This window comes from Pseudomonas sp. B35(2017) (assembly GCF_002113645.1).
GTDB classification, from domain to species: domain Bacteria; phylum Pseudomonadota; class Gammaproteobacteria; order Pseudomonadales; family Pseudomonadaceae; genus Aquipseudomonas; species Aquipseudomonas ekonensis.
In genome coordinates this window covers 1-13,107 of the sequence record NZ_NEIZ01000009.1, presented here as the reverse complement: position 1 = coordinate 13,107, position 13,107 = coordinate 1, and the positions used below count along the sequence as shown (strand labels likewise).

At 55.6% G+C, this 13,107-nt stretch carries 13 protein-coding genes and 2 pseudogenes; 4 read left to right on the top strand and 11 right to left on the bottom strand.

The genetic code is table 11. The features are described from left to right. The first annotated feature begins 2 nt into the window (after positions 1-2). Positions 3-503 (top strand): cupin domain-containing protein, encoded by a 501-nt coding sequence (locus CAG41_RS16515; protein WP_085582991.1) that lies wholly within the window; start codon positions 3-5, stop codon positions 501-503. 73 nt (positions 504-576) lie between these two features. Here the strand turns inward: CAG41_RS16515 and CAG41_RS16510 are convergent, their stop codons facing one another. After that, positions 577-846, bottom strand: coding sequence for a hypothetical protein (locus CAG41_RS16510; RefSeq protein ID WP_085582989.1), 270 nt, complete (start codon positions 844-846; stop codon positions 577-579). A 928-nt stretch (positions 847-1,774) separates the two neighbouring features. Here CAG41_RS16510 and CAG41_RS16505 point away from each other — a divergent pair. Then, positions 1,775-1,954 (top strand): annotated as a pseudogene (locus CAG41_RS16505) (IS5/IS1182 family transposase); the annotation flags it as partial. Positions 1,955-2,367: 413 nt separating this feature from the next. On the opposite strand, the gene CAG41_RS28350 reads toward CAG41_RS16505, so the two are convergent. From CAG41_RS28350 to CAG41_RS16465, 10 genes and pseudogenes are all read right to left on the bottom strand, one after another. Then, positions 2,368-2,973, bottom strand: a complete 606-nt coding sequence (locus CAG41_RS28350; RefSeq protein WP_139834273.1) for a hypothetical protein — start codon at positions 2,971-2,973, stop codon at positions 2,368-2,370. 12 nt (positions 2,974-2,985) lie between these two features. Beyond that, a pseudogene (locus tag CAG41_RS29030) lies at positions 2,986-4,382 on the bottom strand (RHS repeat domain-containing protein); the annotation flags it as partial. Beyond that, a complete protein-coding gene (locus CAG41_RS29025) occupies positions 4,319-4,483 on the bottom strand; it encodes a hypothetical protein (RefSeq protein ID WP_170930291.1) in 165 nt (54 codons plus the stop codon). The pseudogene CAG41_RS29030 and the gene CAG41_RS29025, both read right to left, overlap by 64 nt. A gap of 126 nt (positions 4,484-4,609) precedes the next feature. After that, positions 4,610-4,873, bottom strand: a complete 264-nt coding sequence (locus CAG41_RS16495; protein WP_085582987.1) for a PAAR domain-containing protein — start codon at positions 4,871-4,873, stop codon at positions 4,610-4,612. A 93-nt stretch (positions 4,874-4,966) separates the two neighbouring features. After that, a complete protein-coding gene (locus CAG41_RS16490; protein ID WP_085582985.1) occupies positions 4,967-5,308 on the bottom strand; it encodes a hypothetical protein in 342 nt (113 codons plus the stop codon). A 65-nt stretch (positions 5,309-5,373) separates the two neighbouring features. After that, complete coding sequence (locus tag CAG41_RS16485) at positions 5,374-6,564, bottom strand: hypothetical protein (protein ID WP_085707208.1); 1,191 nt, start codon at positions 6,562-6,564, stop codon at positions 5,374-5,376. A gap of 463 nt (positions 6,565-7,027) precedes the next feature. Then, positions 7,028-7,099 (bottom strand): pyrroloquinoline quinone precursor peptide PqqA, encoded by a 72-nt coding sequence (gene pqqA / locus CAG41_RS16480; protein ID WP_063607997.1) that lies wholly within the window; start codon positions 7,097-7,099, stop codon positions 7,028-7,030. Positions 7,100-7,175: 76 nt separating this feature from the next. Then, on the bottom strand, positions 7,176-9,233 hold the full coding sequence (locus CAG41_RS16475; protein ID WP_085707207.1) for a PQQ-binding-like beta-propeller repeat protein: 2,058 nt from the start codon (positions 9,231-9,233) through the stop codon (positions 7,176-7,178). Positions 9,234-9,529: 296 nt separating this feature from the next. Beyond that, the gene (locus tag CAG41_RS16470; RefSeq protein WP_085632565.1) at positions 9,530-10,318 is read right to left on the bottom strand and encodes an ABC transporter substrate-binding protein; all 789 of its coding nucleotides are present in this window, start codon (positions 10,316-10,318) and stop codon (positions 9,530-9,532) included. A 45-nt stretch (positions 10,319-10,363) separates the two neighbouring features. Continuing rightward, the gene (locus CAG41_RS16465; protein WP_085707206.1) at positions 10,364-11,533 is read right to left on the bottom strand and encodes a M20 aminoacylase family protein; all 1,170 of its coding nucleotides are present in this window, start codon (positions 11,531-11,533) and stop codon (positions 10,364-10,366) included. 130 nt (positions 11,534-11,663) lie between these two features. On the opposite strand from CAG41_RS16465, the gene CAG41_RS16460 reads away from it, so the two are divergent. Together CAG41_RS16460 and tssD are read left to right on the top strand one after the other, a co-directional pair. Then, a complete protein-coding gene (locus CAG41_RS16460; protein WP_085632582.1) occupies positions 11,664-12,617 on the top strand; it encodes a LysR substrate-binding domain-containing protein in 954 nt (317 codons plus the stop codon). A 310-nt stretch (positions 12,618-12,927) separates the two neighbouring features. Beyond that, positions 12,928-13,107: type VI secretion system tube protein TssD (gene tssD, locus CAG41_RS16455; RefSeq protein ID WP_139834976.1), on the top strand; the 180-nt coding region annotated here is incomplete at its 3' end.

The following is a 13,107-nucleotide window of genomic DNA, read 5'->3' as shown; positions in this document are numbered from 1 at the left end:
GATTGAACCGATATGACGCACGGGAACTGGCCGTCGCACTCAACCTGGAACCCCACACCGAAGGCGGTTTCTACCGGCGCACGTATCAAAACGATCTCGAACCCATGATCGACACGCCCGGTGGCAAGCGTCCTCTGATGTCGTCGATCTACTACTTGCTGACCGAGAATGCGCCCATCGGGCATTTGCATCTGAACCGATCCGACATCGTTCATTACTACCATGTGGGCGACGCGATCGAGTACAGCCTGATCCTGCCTGACGGCACCTTGAAAACCGTCGTGATGGGCACCGATGTCTTGGCCGGCCAGCACTTGCAGCTCTACGTGCCTGGCGGTGTCTGGAAGGCCTCGCGGTTACTGGATGGGGCGAACGGATTCGGTTTGATCAGCGAGGCTGTATCGCCGGGCTTCGACTATGCGGACATGAGGCTGGGCGAACGAGATGAGCTCTGTGAGCGGTTTCCGCAACATCGGGATCTGATCGACAGACTGGCGTTGTGATGCCTAGTTGGGACGGGACAGGGCGCAATTGACAGGCCCGGTGCGCGCTCACGCACCAGGGCCGCCTTAACAGTTACCACTGGCCGCTAACGAGACAGCCAACGATTTCCCAGCCGCTGTACTCCCACCAGGAATAGCGTTCATCGGAGCAACTTCTAGCCAGACTCGCCAACTTGATCTCGCCGGCTTTTGCCTGCGTTCCGAAAGGCGTATCCAGTGAGGCTGTCACCGGATTGACGGTTTGCGGAGCCTTGATGGCGGTCGGATGCACGGAAGCGTTCGCGACCGTTGCGGTGAGTACGAGCGTCGCGGATACGGCCAGAGCCGCTATGGACTTTTTCATGTTCGAATCCCTTCAGTTATCTGACATGCAGCGTATGCATTGGCCAGACCTGCATGAACCAACAATCTGAACAGATCGGCCATTCGCGTGAGGTGACGCGATTGAAGCCTAACACCAGGCTGGATCCGGAACAGTCGCTCAAGTGTGCTATTGACAAGCCGGTGGTTGAGGGAATGGAAAGAGGCTCTAGTAGCCCAGGTGGTGGCTTTCAATCTGGGCAGGACGGCTCGGTACGCCTCACATAAAAGTACGCATAATGTATATTATGTTAAACCAGATGCCATGTCAGATGTGTTCATGAGCTGTCCATTTCCACCAATCCCCGGTCGGAATTCCAAGAAACCCCGTTTGACGTAAAATCAGTCGTTTGCGATGGCATCTGAGGCAATCGCGATATAAATAGACGTTGCTTCGAAAAGCGCTTAACAGATTGATTTTACTGGGCATTACGAAAAATGTAGTGCAGGCCTCACCAACTGTTGCAACGTAATTATGAGACTACCGTGTAGCCGGCAGTTGGCCTGTAAGCCTTTATTTGCGAGGGTTTCAGCCTATTCCTTCATTTTGTTACTAGCTCAGAGTCTATCAATCAATCGTGAGACAACGTCGCGTATCCACGCTTGCGAAATTAAGATAAATTCCAATAAAAACAATAAGTTATCTATATTTCGAAGAAATCGCGAGACATAACCCGCAGCGCTTTTGGTGAAGATTTGACGAGACACTTCTGGGCCCGAACGCTCTGGCGGCATAGGCAGAATTCCGCGCCAATCCACCGCTCGGATTGCTGAAGATCAAGCCTGACGCGAGTTTTCCTAAAATATTTGTTGGAATAACTGGGCTGAGAACTGCTCTGCACTAGACCCATCCTAGAGCTATGGTTTTGGCTTCCCGGCACGAAATCGTGAGATATCACCAGTGGACAGCGCTACGCCGCTACTGCGACCAATATCGAATGCAACCCGTCATCCCACGGATGTTTGGCTGGCTGAAAGAGAACCGCCGGATCGTAACGCGCTTCGACAAACTCGCGAAAAGCTACGCTGCCATGGTCTCACTGGCTTGTTCTATGCGGTGTTTGCGACATCTCTTTTCGTACAGAGCCTAGTGACCTTTGAGGTGAGGAGGGTTTTGAATCGTATTTAAAGCTTGCTGCCATAGTGTTGCTCCCTTCCCTGAGGGATGAACTGTGCATCGGACTTGTAGCGTCCGTAGCCGGACAGACACCGGCACCCTCCTCCGTTACCGTCTAGCTTTCGTCCCGGCAAGTATGACCGTGTGGCACGTGCGACTCCGATGCCAAGGCTTTACACCCAGAGAATCAACCAGACGAGAAGCCGAAAAATCCAATTTAAAACTCGACCCTTCGCGCTGATTAAACCCGTGGCATGAGCCCAGACACACTGCTGACGCTAGATTAGACATCAGCAGCGAGCCGTAAGGGCGACGAGTGAAAACGGTGGATACCTAGCGGCGCTAGGCACCCATATGACTTCTACCAGTCCATCCCACTACGAAAACTCATATTGAGAGTATTTTCAGCTTATTGACTAGACGACCGTATGCGCTCGTCTTTTTTTCAGGATTATCAAGCATCGACTGTTGACTAATGTGATCGAACATACTCATCACTGCCTGCGTTGCCATTGAACCAAATTCTTCCTTACCAAAATCACATTCTAGCGTCGAAATTACATATGCATTACGCTTCCCCCATTGTTCGAAGCGTACAACCATTCGTTTGTTGATAATCACAGCGCCGGCGTGGAAGTCATCAGAAAAATAAAAGTCCATTTGAGGAGTAATCTCGAGTTTCTTATCCGAGGAAGTTATCAATCTCTTCAGAAATGAAGTTAACCGCACCCCTCCTGTCACGGATAGTCCCACCCCCAAGCGTTCATCACCGTTAAAATAATACTTTAAAAGTATTATTGCCTTTCGATTGAAATACGGTACGTCGTGGGCTTTTTCAAAAAAGTGAAAATCCGACGACTCCCCTATTAGCTCATAATTATTCTCAAAAAACTCTGATTCGGAGAAGCTATTCAATCCAACATCTTTTGGTTGAAGCTCAATTTCTCCGCCCATGAAAAAATCAATAAATCCGTAAAAATTCGTTGAAAGCATAACCACCCTACGTTAGCGCGCTATGGGATTTGTTCCAGCGGCATGATGCCTACCTAGAATAGAACCTAACTGTTTTAACTCCGGTACTCGACCGGAGTTAGGATTTGCATCAACCCCCGCCTGAGCGGCTTTAGCCAATCGGTCTACGTTACTTTGTTTATCAAGGTACTTTATTACGCATTCGCAAGCTTTTCCCCACTGAGACTTGCTCATATCACGCGTGGCCTTGTCAGCAGGTTCGAGCACGACATGAGTTCCCTCGCTGTTCGGTTTCAAGGAAATGTGACCGCCTGCAGGAGGCAATCCGGAACCGTTGACATTCACATGCACACCACGAGCCAATACGTCTGGACCAGCAGTATTTGCTCCAACTTTGTGGCCTGCTAGGCCAAGCGGGTCAACTAACCCAATGGCGTTGGGCCCATAAAAATATAGGTTCAGTCCACCTGAATACCTTATCGGATCTTGACTGATAAAACGCCCAACGCCAGGGTCATAGTACCGATACCGGTTGTAATGCAGCCCAGTCTCATGATCGTAATATTGCCCCTGGAATCGAATCGGGTTTGTCACCCCCTCTTGCAATGCCAAGGCCGAACGCTGCTCACGCACTTCCCCCCAAGCCTTGTACTGCGCACTCCAAGCGACCTCACCGTTCTGATCCGTCAGCTCCTGAGGCGTGCCCAGATGATCGCACTGATACCATGTCAGCACGTCAATAGGTGGCGATACCGGCGAGTGATTCCACAATGGATCCTCATCCACACTGTAGTCTTCGTCGTAGCTCGGCAATCCCATCAGATTGATAGCGCTATGCGTCAGCGCTTGGGCCACAGGAATAAACGTGCCTGGTTCGAAGACGTAGTGAACCGTTCTCCCCACCTCCCCATCCTGCTGCGCAAGACGACTCTCCCACGCTAGGTTATCGCCATCCCAACCGTAAAGCGTGAAACCACAGCCATGTTCACGCTGCACCCGCGCCCGCTCGCTGCGGTTCCACAACGAGCCTGCCTCCGACCTTTGTTTGTAATGCACGTTCGAGTGTTTGAGCAAACGTCGCCCCAAGGCGTCATAGACATACTGAACCGACAACCGAGCGTCATCGAAATGCACAGACGATCAAACAGATCCCAGCGCATCTGGCTGTACGTGCCGTTTTGCCAGCGCTTGATCTGATTGCCGCGCTCATCGTATTCGTAGTGGGTGCCGGCGTATTCCCGCAGCAGGTTGTCGAGCAGTTTGCTGTGTGGTGGCGTCAACTCCAGCGGACGGCGAGTCTCAACAGTTTTTTTATCCAACAAGTTACCCGCCGGGTCGAAATCAAAGTTTTCTGCGCCCAAACGGCTCACAGCACTGAGCAATCTACCGACCGGGTCATAACGATAAGAGGACTGACCACGTCGGCTGTCAAAGTCGCGGCGCTACTGGCAACGTCCTGGATGTCGATGGCATTCAACGGAACGATGGCAACCTGGGGTTCACGTTTTACAACAGCAGCGGTGTCAGTCATGGAAGCGTCTTACCAGCCAGCAGGCCTGGGGGTAGCGGAAATGGTGTATCAGGCGCATTGCCCCCAGTAAGCGCGACAACAAGCCGCGCCCGGGAACATGGGCTCAGACGAAATTCAAATTTTTATTTAGCTGATCACGGCGCCTTTCGGGCCACTGGCAATCAGTGCAGCCCCGCAGGCGGTTTTCATGCCGTCCAGTGCGATGGGCGTGCCGTCGACGGTGTAGGTGCTGCTGCCCTCTGCGATCGGGAAAACTCCTTTGCACAATGGGCAACTGACTTTGTGACCGACCCCGGCAATCGGCTTGCCGTTGAGGTCGGTCTGGGAGAACGCTTCGAGCACCTTGCCACCGTGTGTGGTGGAGTCACCCAAGCGGATTGCGTCTTTCATGTTGTCATTCCTTTGACCAGACTTCTGGCTGTCCAAATTGGTCTACTGGATACATCAGGTATGAAACCGGAGGTGATCCGATCTCACCCTTTCCTACGTCTCCATCCAGACATCTTCATAACCGGCTGTGTCGATAATGAATTTTGCTCCAGTGGGCAGGCAGAGATAATTCACAACCTCTGGCAGCATCTCACTGAGGTGGTGAACATGAACCGGCTTGTAGAAGTCATCTGCTGCCGAGTACTCACCACAATGAATGAACCAGCTGATATTTCCGCCTTCCGGCAATTGAACTCTCGTACCGTAAATCGGTGACTGGCCAAGCGAGTCAATGGCAACGGCGACCATTTCTTCAGGCACTTGCACAGGCATTCCATACTTGTCACAAATTTCCTTTTGCGACTCGTCAGGATAAACAGCTTCAGCCTTTTGCATTAATCAGATCCTCAACTTCGTTTTCATACATTTTGACCTACGAATTGAACCTGGGCTTTACTGAGTTAGGCCCACCAATCATGGAGCTTCACCGATCTGAAGCCATAGAAGGAACGTTGCTCCCCGTAAACAACAGTGGCGGATGTGCTCATGCGGGTTACCGCCGAGGCGCCGTTGACCAACGGATTGAGCCTTTGCACTTCATGGCGGGCCCAACAAACCCAGAGTGCAAGTTGTTGTTGGGATTGCTCATCCTGTGGCGTCGCGTCGATGGTGGCTTGGATGAACGCTTCAATGCGCATGGCCCGCTCCCACGACTCGGTATTGCACACCAGAGAAGTCTGCAGCCTCACGCGGCGCTCCTCTGCGTCGTGAGCCTCTCGCTTGAGTTGCTGATCACGATCCCATTTGCGTTGCCAATCTTCATCAGCCGCCCGCTTTGCTTTTACTGATTGGGCCAACCTTGGGAGAGCAATAAGCACCTGCCCGAGTCTTTTTTCGATCTGCTCTTTGTCTCTGTCTGTCCAGTTTTTTCTCTCCTGAGTCAGTGTCCTGACATCTACTGACAAGGTGAGAATACCTGTCGATTCCCATCCAAATCTGGATCTGGACAAACCGGCAAAATCTGGTCTCCAGGCTTGGCCTGGCCTTAACGGTTTGGGTGGAGGCCGTGGTATTTCGAACCGTTTCAGCTTTTCACTGATCGAGATTTTTAGCTGCTCATGATCCACGATTACGTGGGTTGCACTCGCAGTGATGGAGAAAAGATAACCACGCTTTTCGCTCTCCTTGATCAGCGTGTCGAAAATCAGCGCACAGCGGGCTATCGAATCACTGGAGACTCGGGCTGACAGAACGCATGAACTTGAGAGATCCAGCGCTCCCTCCACCACTTTGGCCTTGCGAGCTGCAGAGAGCCATTTCCTCACATGGGGATGAGGCTCAACCAACTCTGTGGATACCGCAACCAGCAACGGCTCAGGTTTTACCCTCATCTCGACGCCCAATTGGGCCTTCTGGATGTCCAAGACAGAGAACTCAATCAGGTCGGTTTGCGCTGGCGGCTTAGGGCGCTGTGGCCTTTTTGCCTCAGGCTTTGCCCAGTGCCCTCGCGCCGGCAGGATAATGCCGGCCTTCCTGCAGGCCTTTGACAGACCGACATCGGATACCCCGATTTCGCGAGCAAGCCTCAGCACAGGAGTAGTCCATACCTTCTCGAACAGCTCTTGGGGGGTGAAGCTTTTTGTGATGTACATGTCGATCCACACCTACTTTGCCATTGCACAGTTAGGTTATAGATCGGCAACAAAGGGTCTGCGCAAGATTCAGGTATTGGCGGAGCAAGACCCAGATAGACATATTCGAAGCACCAACTACTCGAATAGCCAACTGCCGCCCCCACTCAGCGAGGCGGAGAGCACTTAGCCTAACGTTGGCTTCGACAATGAACAGACATCAAGGCCTGCCGTTGAGTCAGGTGTAAGTGTTTTGCCCATACAGTCAGGTGGCGTAATGCTTCCAAGGCATCCCGGCTGGGCCACCACCCGGGCTGAAATCGGTTTGGCCTCGGATTAAGCCTAGGCAAAAAAATCCCGATCGACGATTCCGACTGTTCCTTCTTTGTTCGTAGGATCGAACCTGTTCCTGTCTCTGATGCCAGGCAGGGCAGTTAAGAAGGCGTCAAGCCTAGGCTGACGCCTCCTTCGAATGCCTCAGCACTCAACGATTGGCAAAGTACATCGTCACTTCAAAGCCAATGCGCAAGTCGGTATAGCTGGGTTTGGTCCACATAGTGCGTGCTCTCTCGGTTGGTGAATTGATAAAAGGCAGCGTCCGTCCTTGTCCGCCGCGTAAACCTTGTGTTCGTTCAGGGATTGCCGGCCACCGGCGCCTTACCCTCGTGGGCGTCCCAAGCCTGGTTGATCAGGTAGGCAAAAACGGCCTTGAGCTGATCATCGGTAAAATCCGCAAACGCCGGCATTCCGCCGCCAGCCTTGGACAGTACGCCTTGGCGCACGACGGCTTCGAAGAAGTCGTAGCTCGGTGGTGGCGCGTAGATGAGATTGGGCACACGGCCGCCGGCAGCGTTGCCGCGAAAACCATGGCACTCGATGCAGCCGCTGCCCTCGAACAGCTTGCGGCCAAGGGCTGTCAGTGCTTCTGGCTGCCGGGGCGTGAGCGGCGCCGGCACCTTTTGCACTTGTGCGAACGGTGGGTATTCCTTGACGCCGCCCAACTTGAACGCCAGTAACCGTGGCGTGGTCCTGGCCTTCGGCGCGGAAGCCGCGTCTGCGTTCAGCGACCCGGTTGCTGCCGCAGTGCCGGTACCGGTCGCCAGCAGAACGTATTGCTCGCCGTCAACCATGACGGTCGACGGTGCGGCCCTTACCGCGCCACCGATCTCGTGGCTCCACAGTGTCTTGCCCGTCGCTGCGTCCAGCACCTGCATGCGCCCGTCACCGGTGCCTTGGAACACCAGGCCACCGGCCGTATGCAGCAGGCCGCCGTTGGTAGGCATCGGCAAGCGCGACCGCCACTTCACGCTGTTGTGGCGTACATCCCAGGCAACGGTTTCGCCGTAGGTTTCGTACTGGCCATCGGCAGAGCGCTGAATGGGCTCGAACGACTGGCCGCCGAGCGCGGAGTCGGGATCATCCTTGACCATCGTCGGCTGAGACATGGCAGGAATGAACACCGTCTCGTCGTCCGGATTGAAGGCCAGCGCTTCCCAACCATGGGCACCCAGGCCATTGGGCAACTGCATGTACTGCTTGGCGTCATTGAGCCAATACTGCCCTTCCCGCTTCATGATCGGACGACCATTGGCGTCCAATCCTGAAGCCCATTCCATCGGCATGTAGGCACCGCCGGAAATGAACTTGCCGATCTGAGCATCCAGGGCGTAGGCGAAGCCACTCTTCGGCACGCTCAGCACCGCCCGTTTCGACTGCCCGTTCACGGTGATGTCGGCAATCATGATGCCGACGCTGGAGTCATAGTTCCAAGCATCCTGGGGCGTTTGCTTGAAATGCCATTTGTACTCGCCCGTGCTGGCGTCCAGGGCCACGATGGAGTTGGTGAACAGCTCATCGCCCGCCTGTTCGCCACGCTTGGACGGATCGAACGGCGCCGGCCCCCCTACCCCTATGTAGAGCAGGTTCAACTTCGGGTCATAGGTCATCGCATCCCAGGCACTGCCACACCCGTGGGTCTTCGAGTACCAGTCTTTGCCCCAGGTCTTGGCCGCATTCTCATACAGCGCCGATTGCGGCTTCGAGGGATCGTCAGGCACCGTGTAGAAACGCCAACGATGAGCACCGCTCTTGGCGTCGAAGGCATCGACATAGCCGCGGGTCGTTCCGGTGTCGAGGCAGGCATTGCCGGTGAACACCAAGCCATTGCCCACCCGTGGCGCCGCGGTAATCGCGTACATGTCGGCGGAGTCGCACGATGTCGCCTCCCACACTTTCTTGCCCGTGCGCTGGTCGACCGCGATCAGGCGGCAGTCACCCGAGGCGATGACGACATTGCTGCCACTCAGTGCCACACCGCGATTGAATCGACGCCCCCAATAGCCTGCGAACGATGAGCCCTGCTGCGCATTCTCATCTTTGAAATTCCAGATCAGCCGGCCGGTCTTTACATCGTTGGCAATGACCTGGCCGTTGGGCGCTCCTTGAAAAACAATGCCGTCCTTGACCAGGGGGTTGCCTACCAGACCGTCACTGACCGGGAGATCCACCCACCAGGCCAGGCCCAGTGAACCAACGGTTTCCTTGTTGATGGCCTTCAGCGACGAGGAATGCTGCATCTCGCTGGAGTTTCCAAGAAACTCCCAGTCTGTATTGGGTTTCTCAGCCGGCTGTTCGTTCAGCCCGCATCCCGCAAGCGATACCACCAGTGATGCGACGATTATTGTTCTCATACCAACCCTCTAACCATATAGGCACCCAGGCCAAGGAGATGGTTTGGTCATCAACTATCCCATCGGTCTGGTAGCCATCAGTATTATGATCATTCGACCTGATCAATTGACCAACTCCTGGCAGCGCATTTGACCAGCAATGCCGCGAGCACGCTACAAGAATTTTTTATGGCTTATGAATCAATTGGATATGACGGACTCGGAGGATTGCGCCAGGCGGTAGCCGTTGGGGCCGCTGGCGCCGTCGCAGCTCTGACAATGGCAGGTCGAGGTTGCCGGCATTGGTCAGCTCGATGCTACTTGGCACCGTAGACATCAAAATCGAAGTATTTGTTGTTGATCTGCGCATAAGTGCCGTTGGCAAGAATGGCGGCCAAAGCCTTGTTCAAGTCCTCACGCAACGCGACATCAGCCTTGCGCAGTCCAAGGCCATCGCCCACGCCAAAGTAAGTCGGATCATCCAGCGTGACACCCGTAAGCTCAAAGTCCTGACCCTGCGTTGTTTTCAGGAAGCCATAACTGGCTTGAATGGCGCCTTGCAACGAAGCATCCAGGCGCCCCACCACAAGATCGGCGTAGACCTGATCCTGATTTTGATAGGAAAGAACCTCTACCCCGTTCCGCCCCCAAACCGCTTTGGCGTAGCTTTCCTGGGTTGATCCCTGCTCCACACCGATCCGCTTGCCCTTGAGCGAGTCGACCGTGGGCTCAAGTCCTGAGCCACGTTTGGCCACCAGCCGCGATGGTGCGTTGGACACCTTGTCGGTGAAGGCGATCTGCTCAAGGCGTTTGGGGGTGATGGTCATCGAAGACGCCACAGCATCAAACTTGCGCGCCAGAAGCCCCGGTATCATTCCATCCCAACTGCTTTCCACCCAGACACATCGGGCTTTCAGTTCGGCGCACAACGCCTCGGCGATGTCGACGCCGAAGCCCGTCAGGGTGCCGTCCTGGTTCTTGTACTCCAGCGGCGGATACGTTGGGTCCACCCCCAGCCTCAAGACTTTACCGGACCAGTCGGCCGCACCCGCCAAACCAGAGGCACTCAAGATCACCAGGGAAACGGCCGCAATCACTTTTTTCATTTTTTGTTCTCTTCAGGTCGCAGTTTTTATAGGCACAACTGGAGATCAACTCAGGAAACGTTCGACCAACTTGACCCAGTAGCTCGCACCGATCGGCAGGCATTCATCATTGAAGTCATAGCCAGGGTTGTGCAGCGGGCACTCCCCCTCTCCTTCACCGTTACCGATCACCAGATAGCTGCCCGGGCACTTTTCCAGGACAAAAGCAAAGTCCTCGCTGGCCGTGAAAGGCCGCAAATCATCGATCAGGCATTGCGCTCCAAGCCAGTCGCGAGCGACCTCGCGGGCAAATGCCGTCTGCTGGGGGTCATTGATCAGCACTGGGTGGCAGCGCTGGTAATCGATGCGGGCCCGGGCGCCATAACTCATGGCCTGCCCCTTGACCAACTCAGTGATTCGGGACTCCAGCAAATCGCGCACCTCTGGAGTCAGCGCACGTACGCTCAAGCTCAAGTCCGCATGGGGCGGGATGACATTCGAGGCGCTCCCGGCAAGCAACGAACCTACTGTGATAACGGCCGTTTCCTGCGGATTCACGTTGCGCGCAACAATGCTTTGCAGCGCCATGACGATCGAGGCACCGACCACCACCGGGTCGATGGCCTTGTGCGGCGCCGCACCATGGCCACCGTTGCCGATGATTCTGATGTTTACCGTGTCGGCGGACGCCATGAAGGGGCCGTTGTAAAAGCCCAAATGGCCGATGGGGTAGCCTGGCACGTTATGCATGGCGAAGATCGCGTCACACGGAAACCGCTCCAGCAGGCCGTCCTCCAGCATTTCTCTGGCGCCGCCCAGCCCTTCTTCCGCCGGTTGGAAAATCAGGTGCACAGTGCCTTTGAACGGCCGCGTCCGGGCCAGGCAGTGCGCAGCCGCCAACAAGACGGCCGTATGGCCGTCATGGCCGCAGGCATGCATCACCCCGCTGATTTGGCTGGCATGGGGCACGCCCGAGTTTTCCTGTATCGGCAACGCATCCATATCGGCGCGCAAACCGATGGATCGGCCCTCGCCGTTCTTCAGGGTGCCAACCACCCCCGTCCTGCCCACCCCAGGCGTGACCTCGTAACCCCACTGAGTCAAATACGCTGCCACCAACTCGCCAGTGGCGAACTCTTCAAATCCCAGTTCAGGGTGCGCATGAATGCGGTGACGTATTGCAACCATTTCATCTTGTATCTCGGCAATACCAGGTAGAACCGGGCTGGCATTCATCGATGTTCTCCTTGGACGGAAGCTGTGCAGCAGCAAACGCTGCTGGGCCCGATCTTAGGGAACGGCTGCAGGGCTGGGGAGGCGCAATTTGGTTATGATGACAACCATCAGTTGTCATTTGGGTAGGCGGATGAAACTACATCAATTGCAGGCGCTGATTGCCAGCGCCGAGACCGGCAGTATCCGTGCGGCCGCGCGTTCCTTGAATGTTTCCCAGGCCGCCGTCACCAAAGCGCTGCGCGAGCTGGAAACCAACCAGCAGCTTCCGCTTTTCAATCGAACCGTCAGCGGCCTGAGCTTCACGGAATACGGCAAAGTGCTGCTGACTCACGCCAGGCTGGTGCTCAAGCAACTGGAGCTCGCACAGGCCGAACTCGATCATATGCGTGGCAATGCCCAAGGCCGGCTTTGCGTGGGGATCACGCCCTGGGTCGCCCTGACATTCCTGCCTGAGGTGGTGGTGGCTTTCCGCACTCGTATGCCACACATCAGACTGGAGTTGTTCGAAGGACTGATGGCCGTCGCGCAACCGTTGCTGCGCGATGGCAGCATGGATTTCGCGGTTGGCCAGCTCCACCCTGCTCTATCGAGCCAGGAGTTCGCCAGCGAAACGTTGCTCGACTACGAGACCTCCGTGATGGTTCGCGAGGGGCATCCCCTGCAGCACGCGCGATCCATTCACGAGCTGTTGGGTGAAACCTGGGTTCTGAACTACGCACCGGACGGGCACGACGGGCTGATGCGGGAGCTGTTCTGGAATCACGGCGCGCAGATCGAAGAAAGCCGTATCGTGCGTGCTCACTCGCTCGCGCTTTTGCAGGTGCTGGTCGAACGGGCCGACATGTGCGCCTGGGGACCGTCCATCGTCAGCACCGCACCGCCATTTCTGGGACGCTTGGTGTCCTTGAAGCTGGAGGAACAGTTCGACACCCGGCAACTGAGTGTCGTGACGCGGCGCGACAGCGCGCTAAGCAACCCGGCCACGTGTTTCATCGAGTGTCTGTTGCTCGTCATACGAAGCCATGCCCGTTCGGCCAAAAAGGAAGATCGTGCGCTGTTTGAAACTTTGCGGCTGCGGCTTTGAGGTCAGCCCAAACGGTGTTGCGCAAGAAGTTGCGCACTTATTCCGTGAAATGCCTGACACAGCACGCTGGAGGCCTTGAACGACGTGGCTTCCAGCCAAGTGCGCAAGAAGTTGCGCAGTACTGCGCAACTTCTTGCGCACTTTTCATGGGTTTCCACCGACATGATCGGCCTCCATCAAAACAGAACCCTATAAATCACGGATTTATAGGGGTTTTTCATTTCTGGCACGCTCCTTGATAACAGTCAGGCACCCACCGGGCGATTTCGCCTCCCGGGCACCCTAACTCAATCCGCAAGGAGCACCTCCCATGGCAACACCAGCGTACATGTCGGTCACCGGCGAAAAACAAGGCCTGATCACTGCCGGCGCCTTCACCGCCGACTCCGTGGGCAACACCTACCAGGAAGGTCACGAAGACCAGGTCATGGTTCAGGCGTTCAGCCACGACGTGATCATCCCGCGTGACCCGCAGTCCGGCCAGCCAACC

Coding starts and splice junctions, on each gene's coding strand:
- CAG41_RS16510 (WP_085582989.1), bottom strand. CDS start 846: ATGAAAAAGTCCATAGCGGCTCTGGCCGTATCCGCGACGCTCGTACTC.
- CAG41_RS28350 (WP_139834273.1), bottom strand. CDS start 2,973: ATGCTTTCAACGAATTTTTACGGATTTATTGATTTTTTCATGGGCGGA.
- CAG41_RS29025 (WP_170930291.1), bottom strand. CDS start 4,483: ATGACTGACACCGCTGCTGTTGTAAAACGTGAACCCCAGGTTGCCATC.
- CAG41_RS16495 (WP_085582987.1), bottom strand. CDS start 4,873: ATGAAAGACGCAATCCGCTTGGGTGACTCCACCACACACGGTGGCAAG.
- CAG41_RS16490 (WP_085582985.1), bottom strand. CDS start 5,308: ATGCAAAAGGCTGAAGCTGTTTATCCTGACGAGTCGCAAAAGGAAATT.
- CAG41_RS16485 (WP_085707208.1), bottom strand. CDS start 6,564: ATGTACATCACAAAAAGCTTCACCCCCCAAGAGCTGTTCGAGAAGGTA.
- CAG41_RS16475 (WP_085707207.1), bottom strand. CDS start 9,233: ATGAGAACAATAATCGTCGCATCACTGGTGGTATCGCTTGCGGGATGC.
- CAG41_RS16470 (WP_085632565.1), bottom strand. CDS start 10,318: ATGAAAAAAGTGATTGCGGCCGTTTCCCTGGTGATCTTGAGTGCCTCT.
- CAG41_RS16465 (WP_085707206.1), bottom strand. CDS start 11,533: ATGAATGCCAGCCCGGTTCTACCTGGTATTGCCGAGATACAAGATGAA.
- CAG41_RS16460 (WP_085632582.1), top strand. CDS start 11,664: ATGAAACTACATCAATTGCAGGCGCTGATTGCCAGCGCCGAGACCGGC.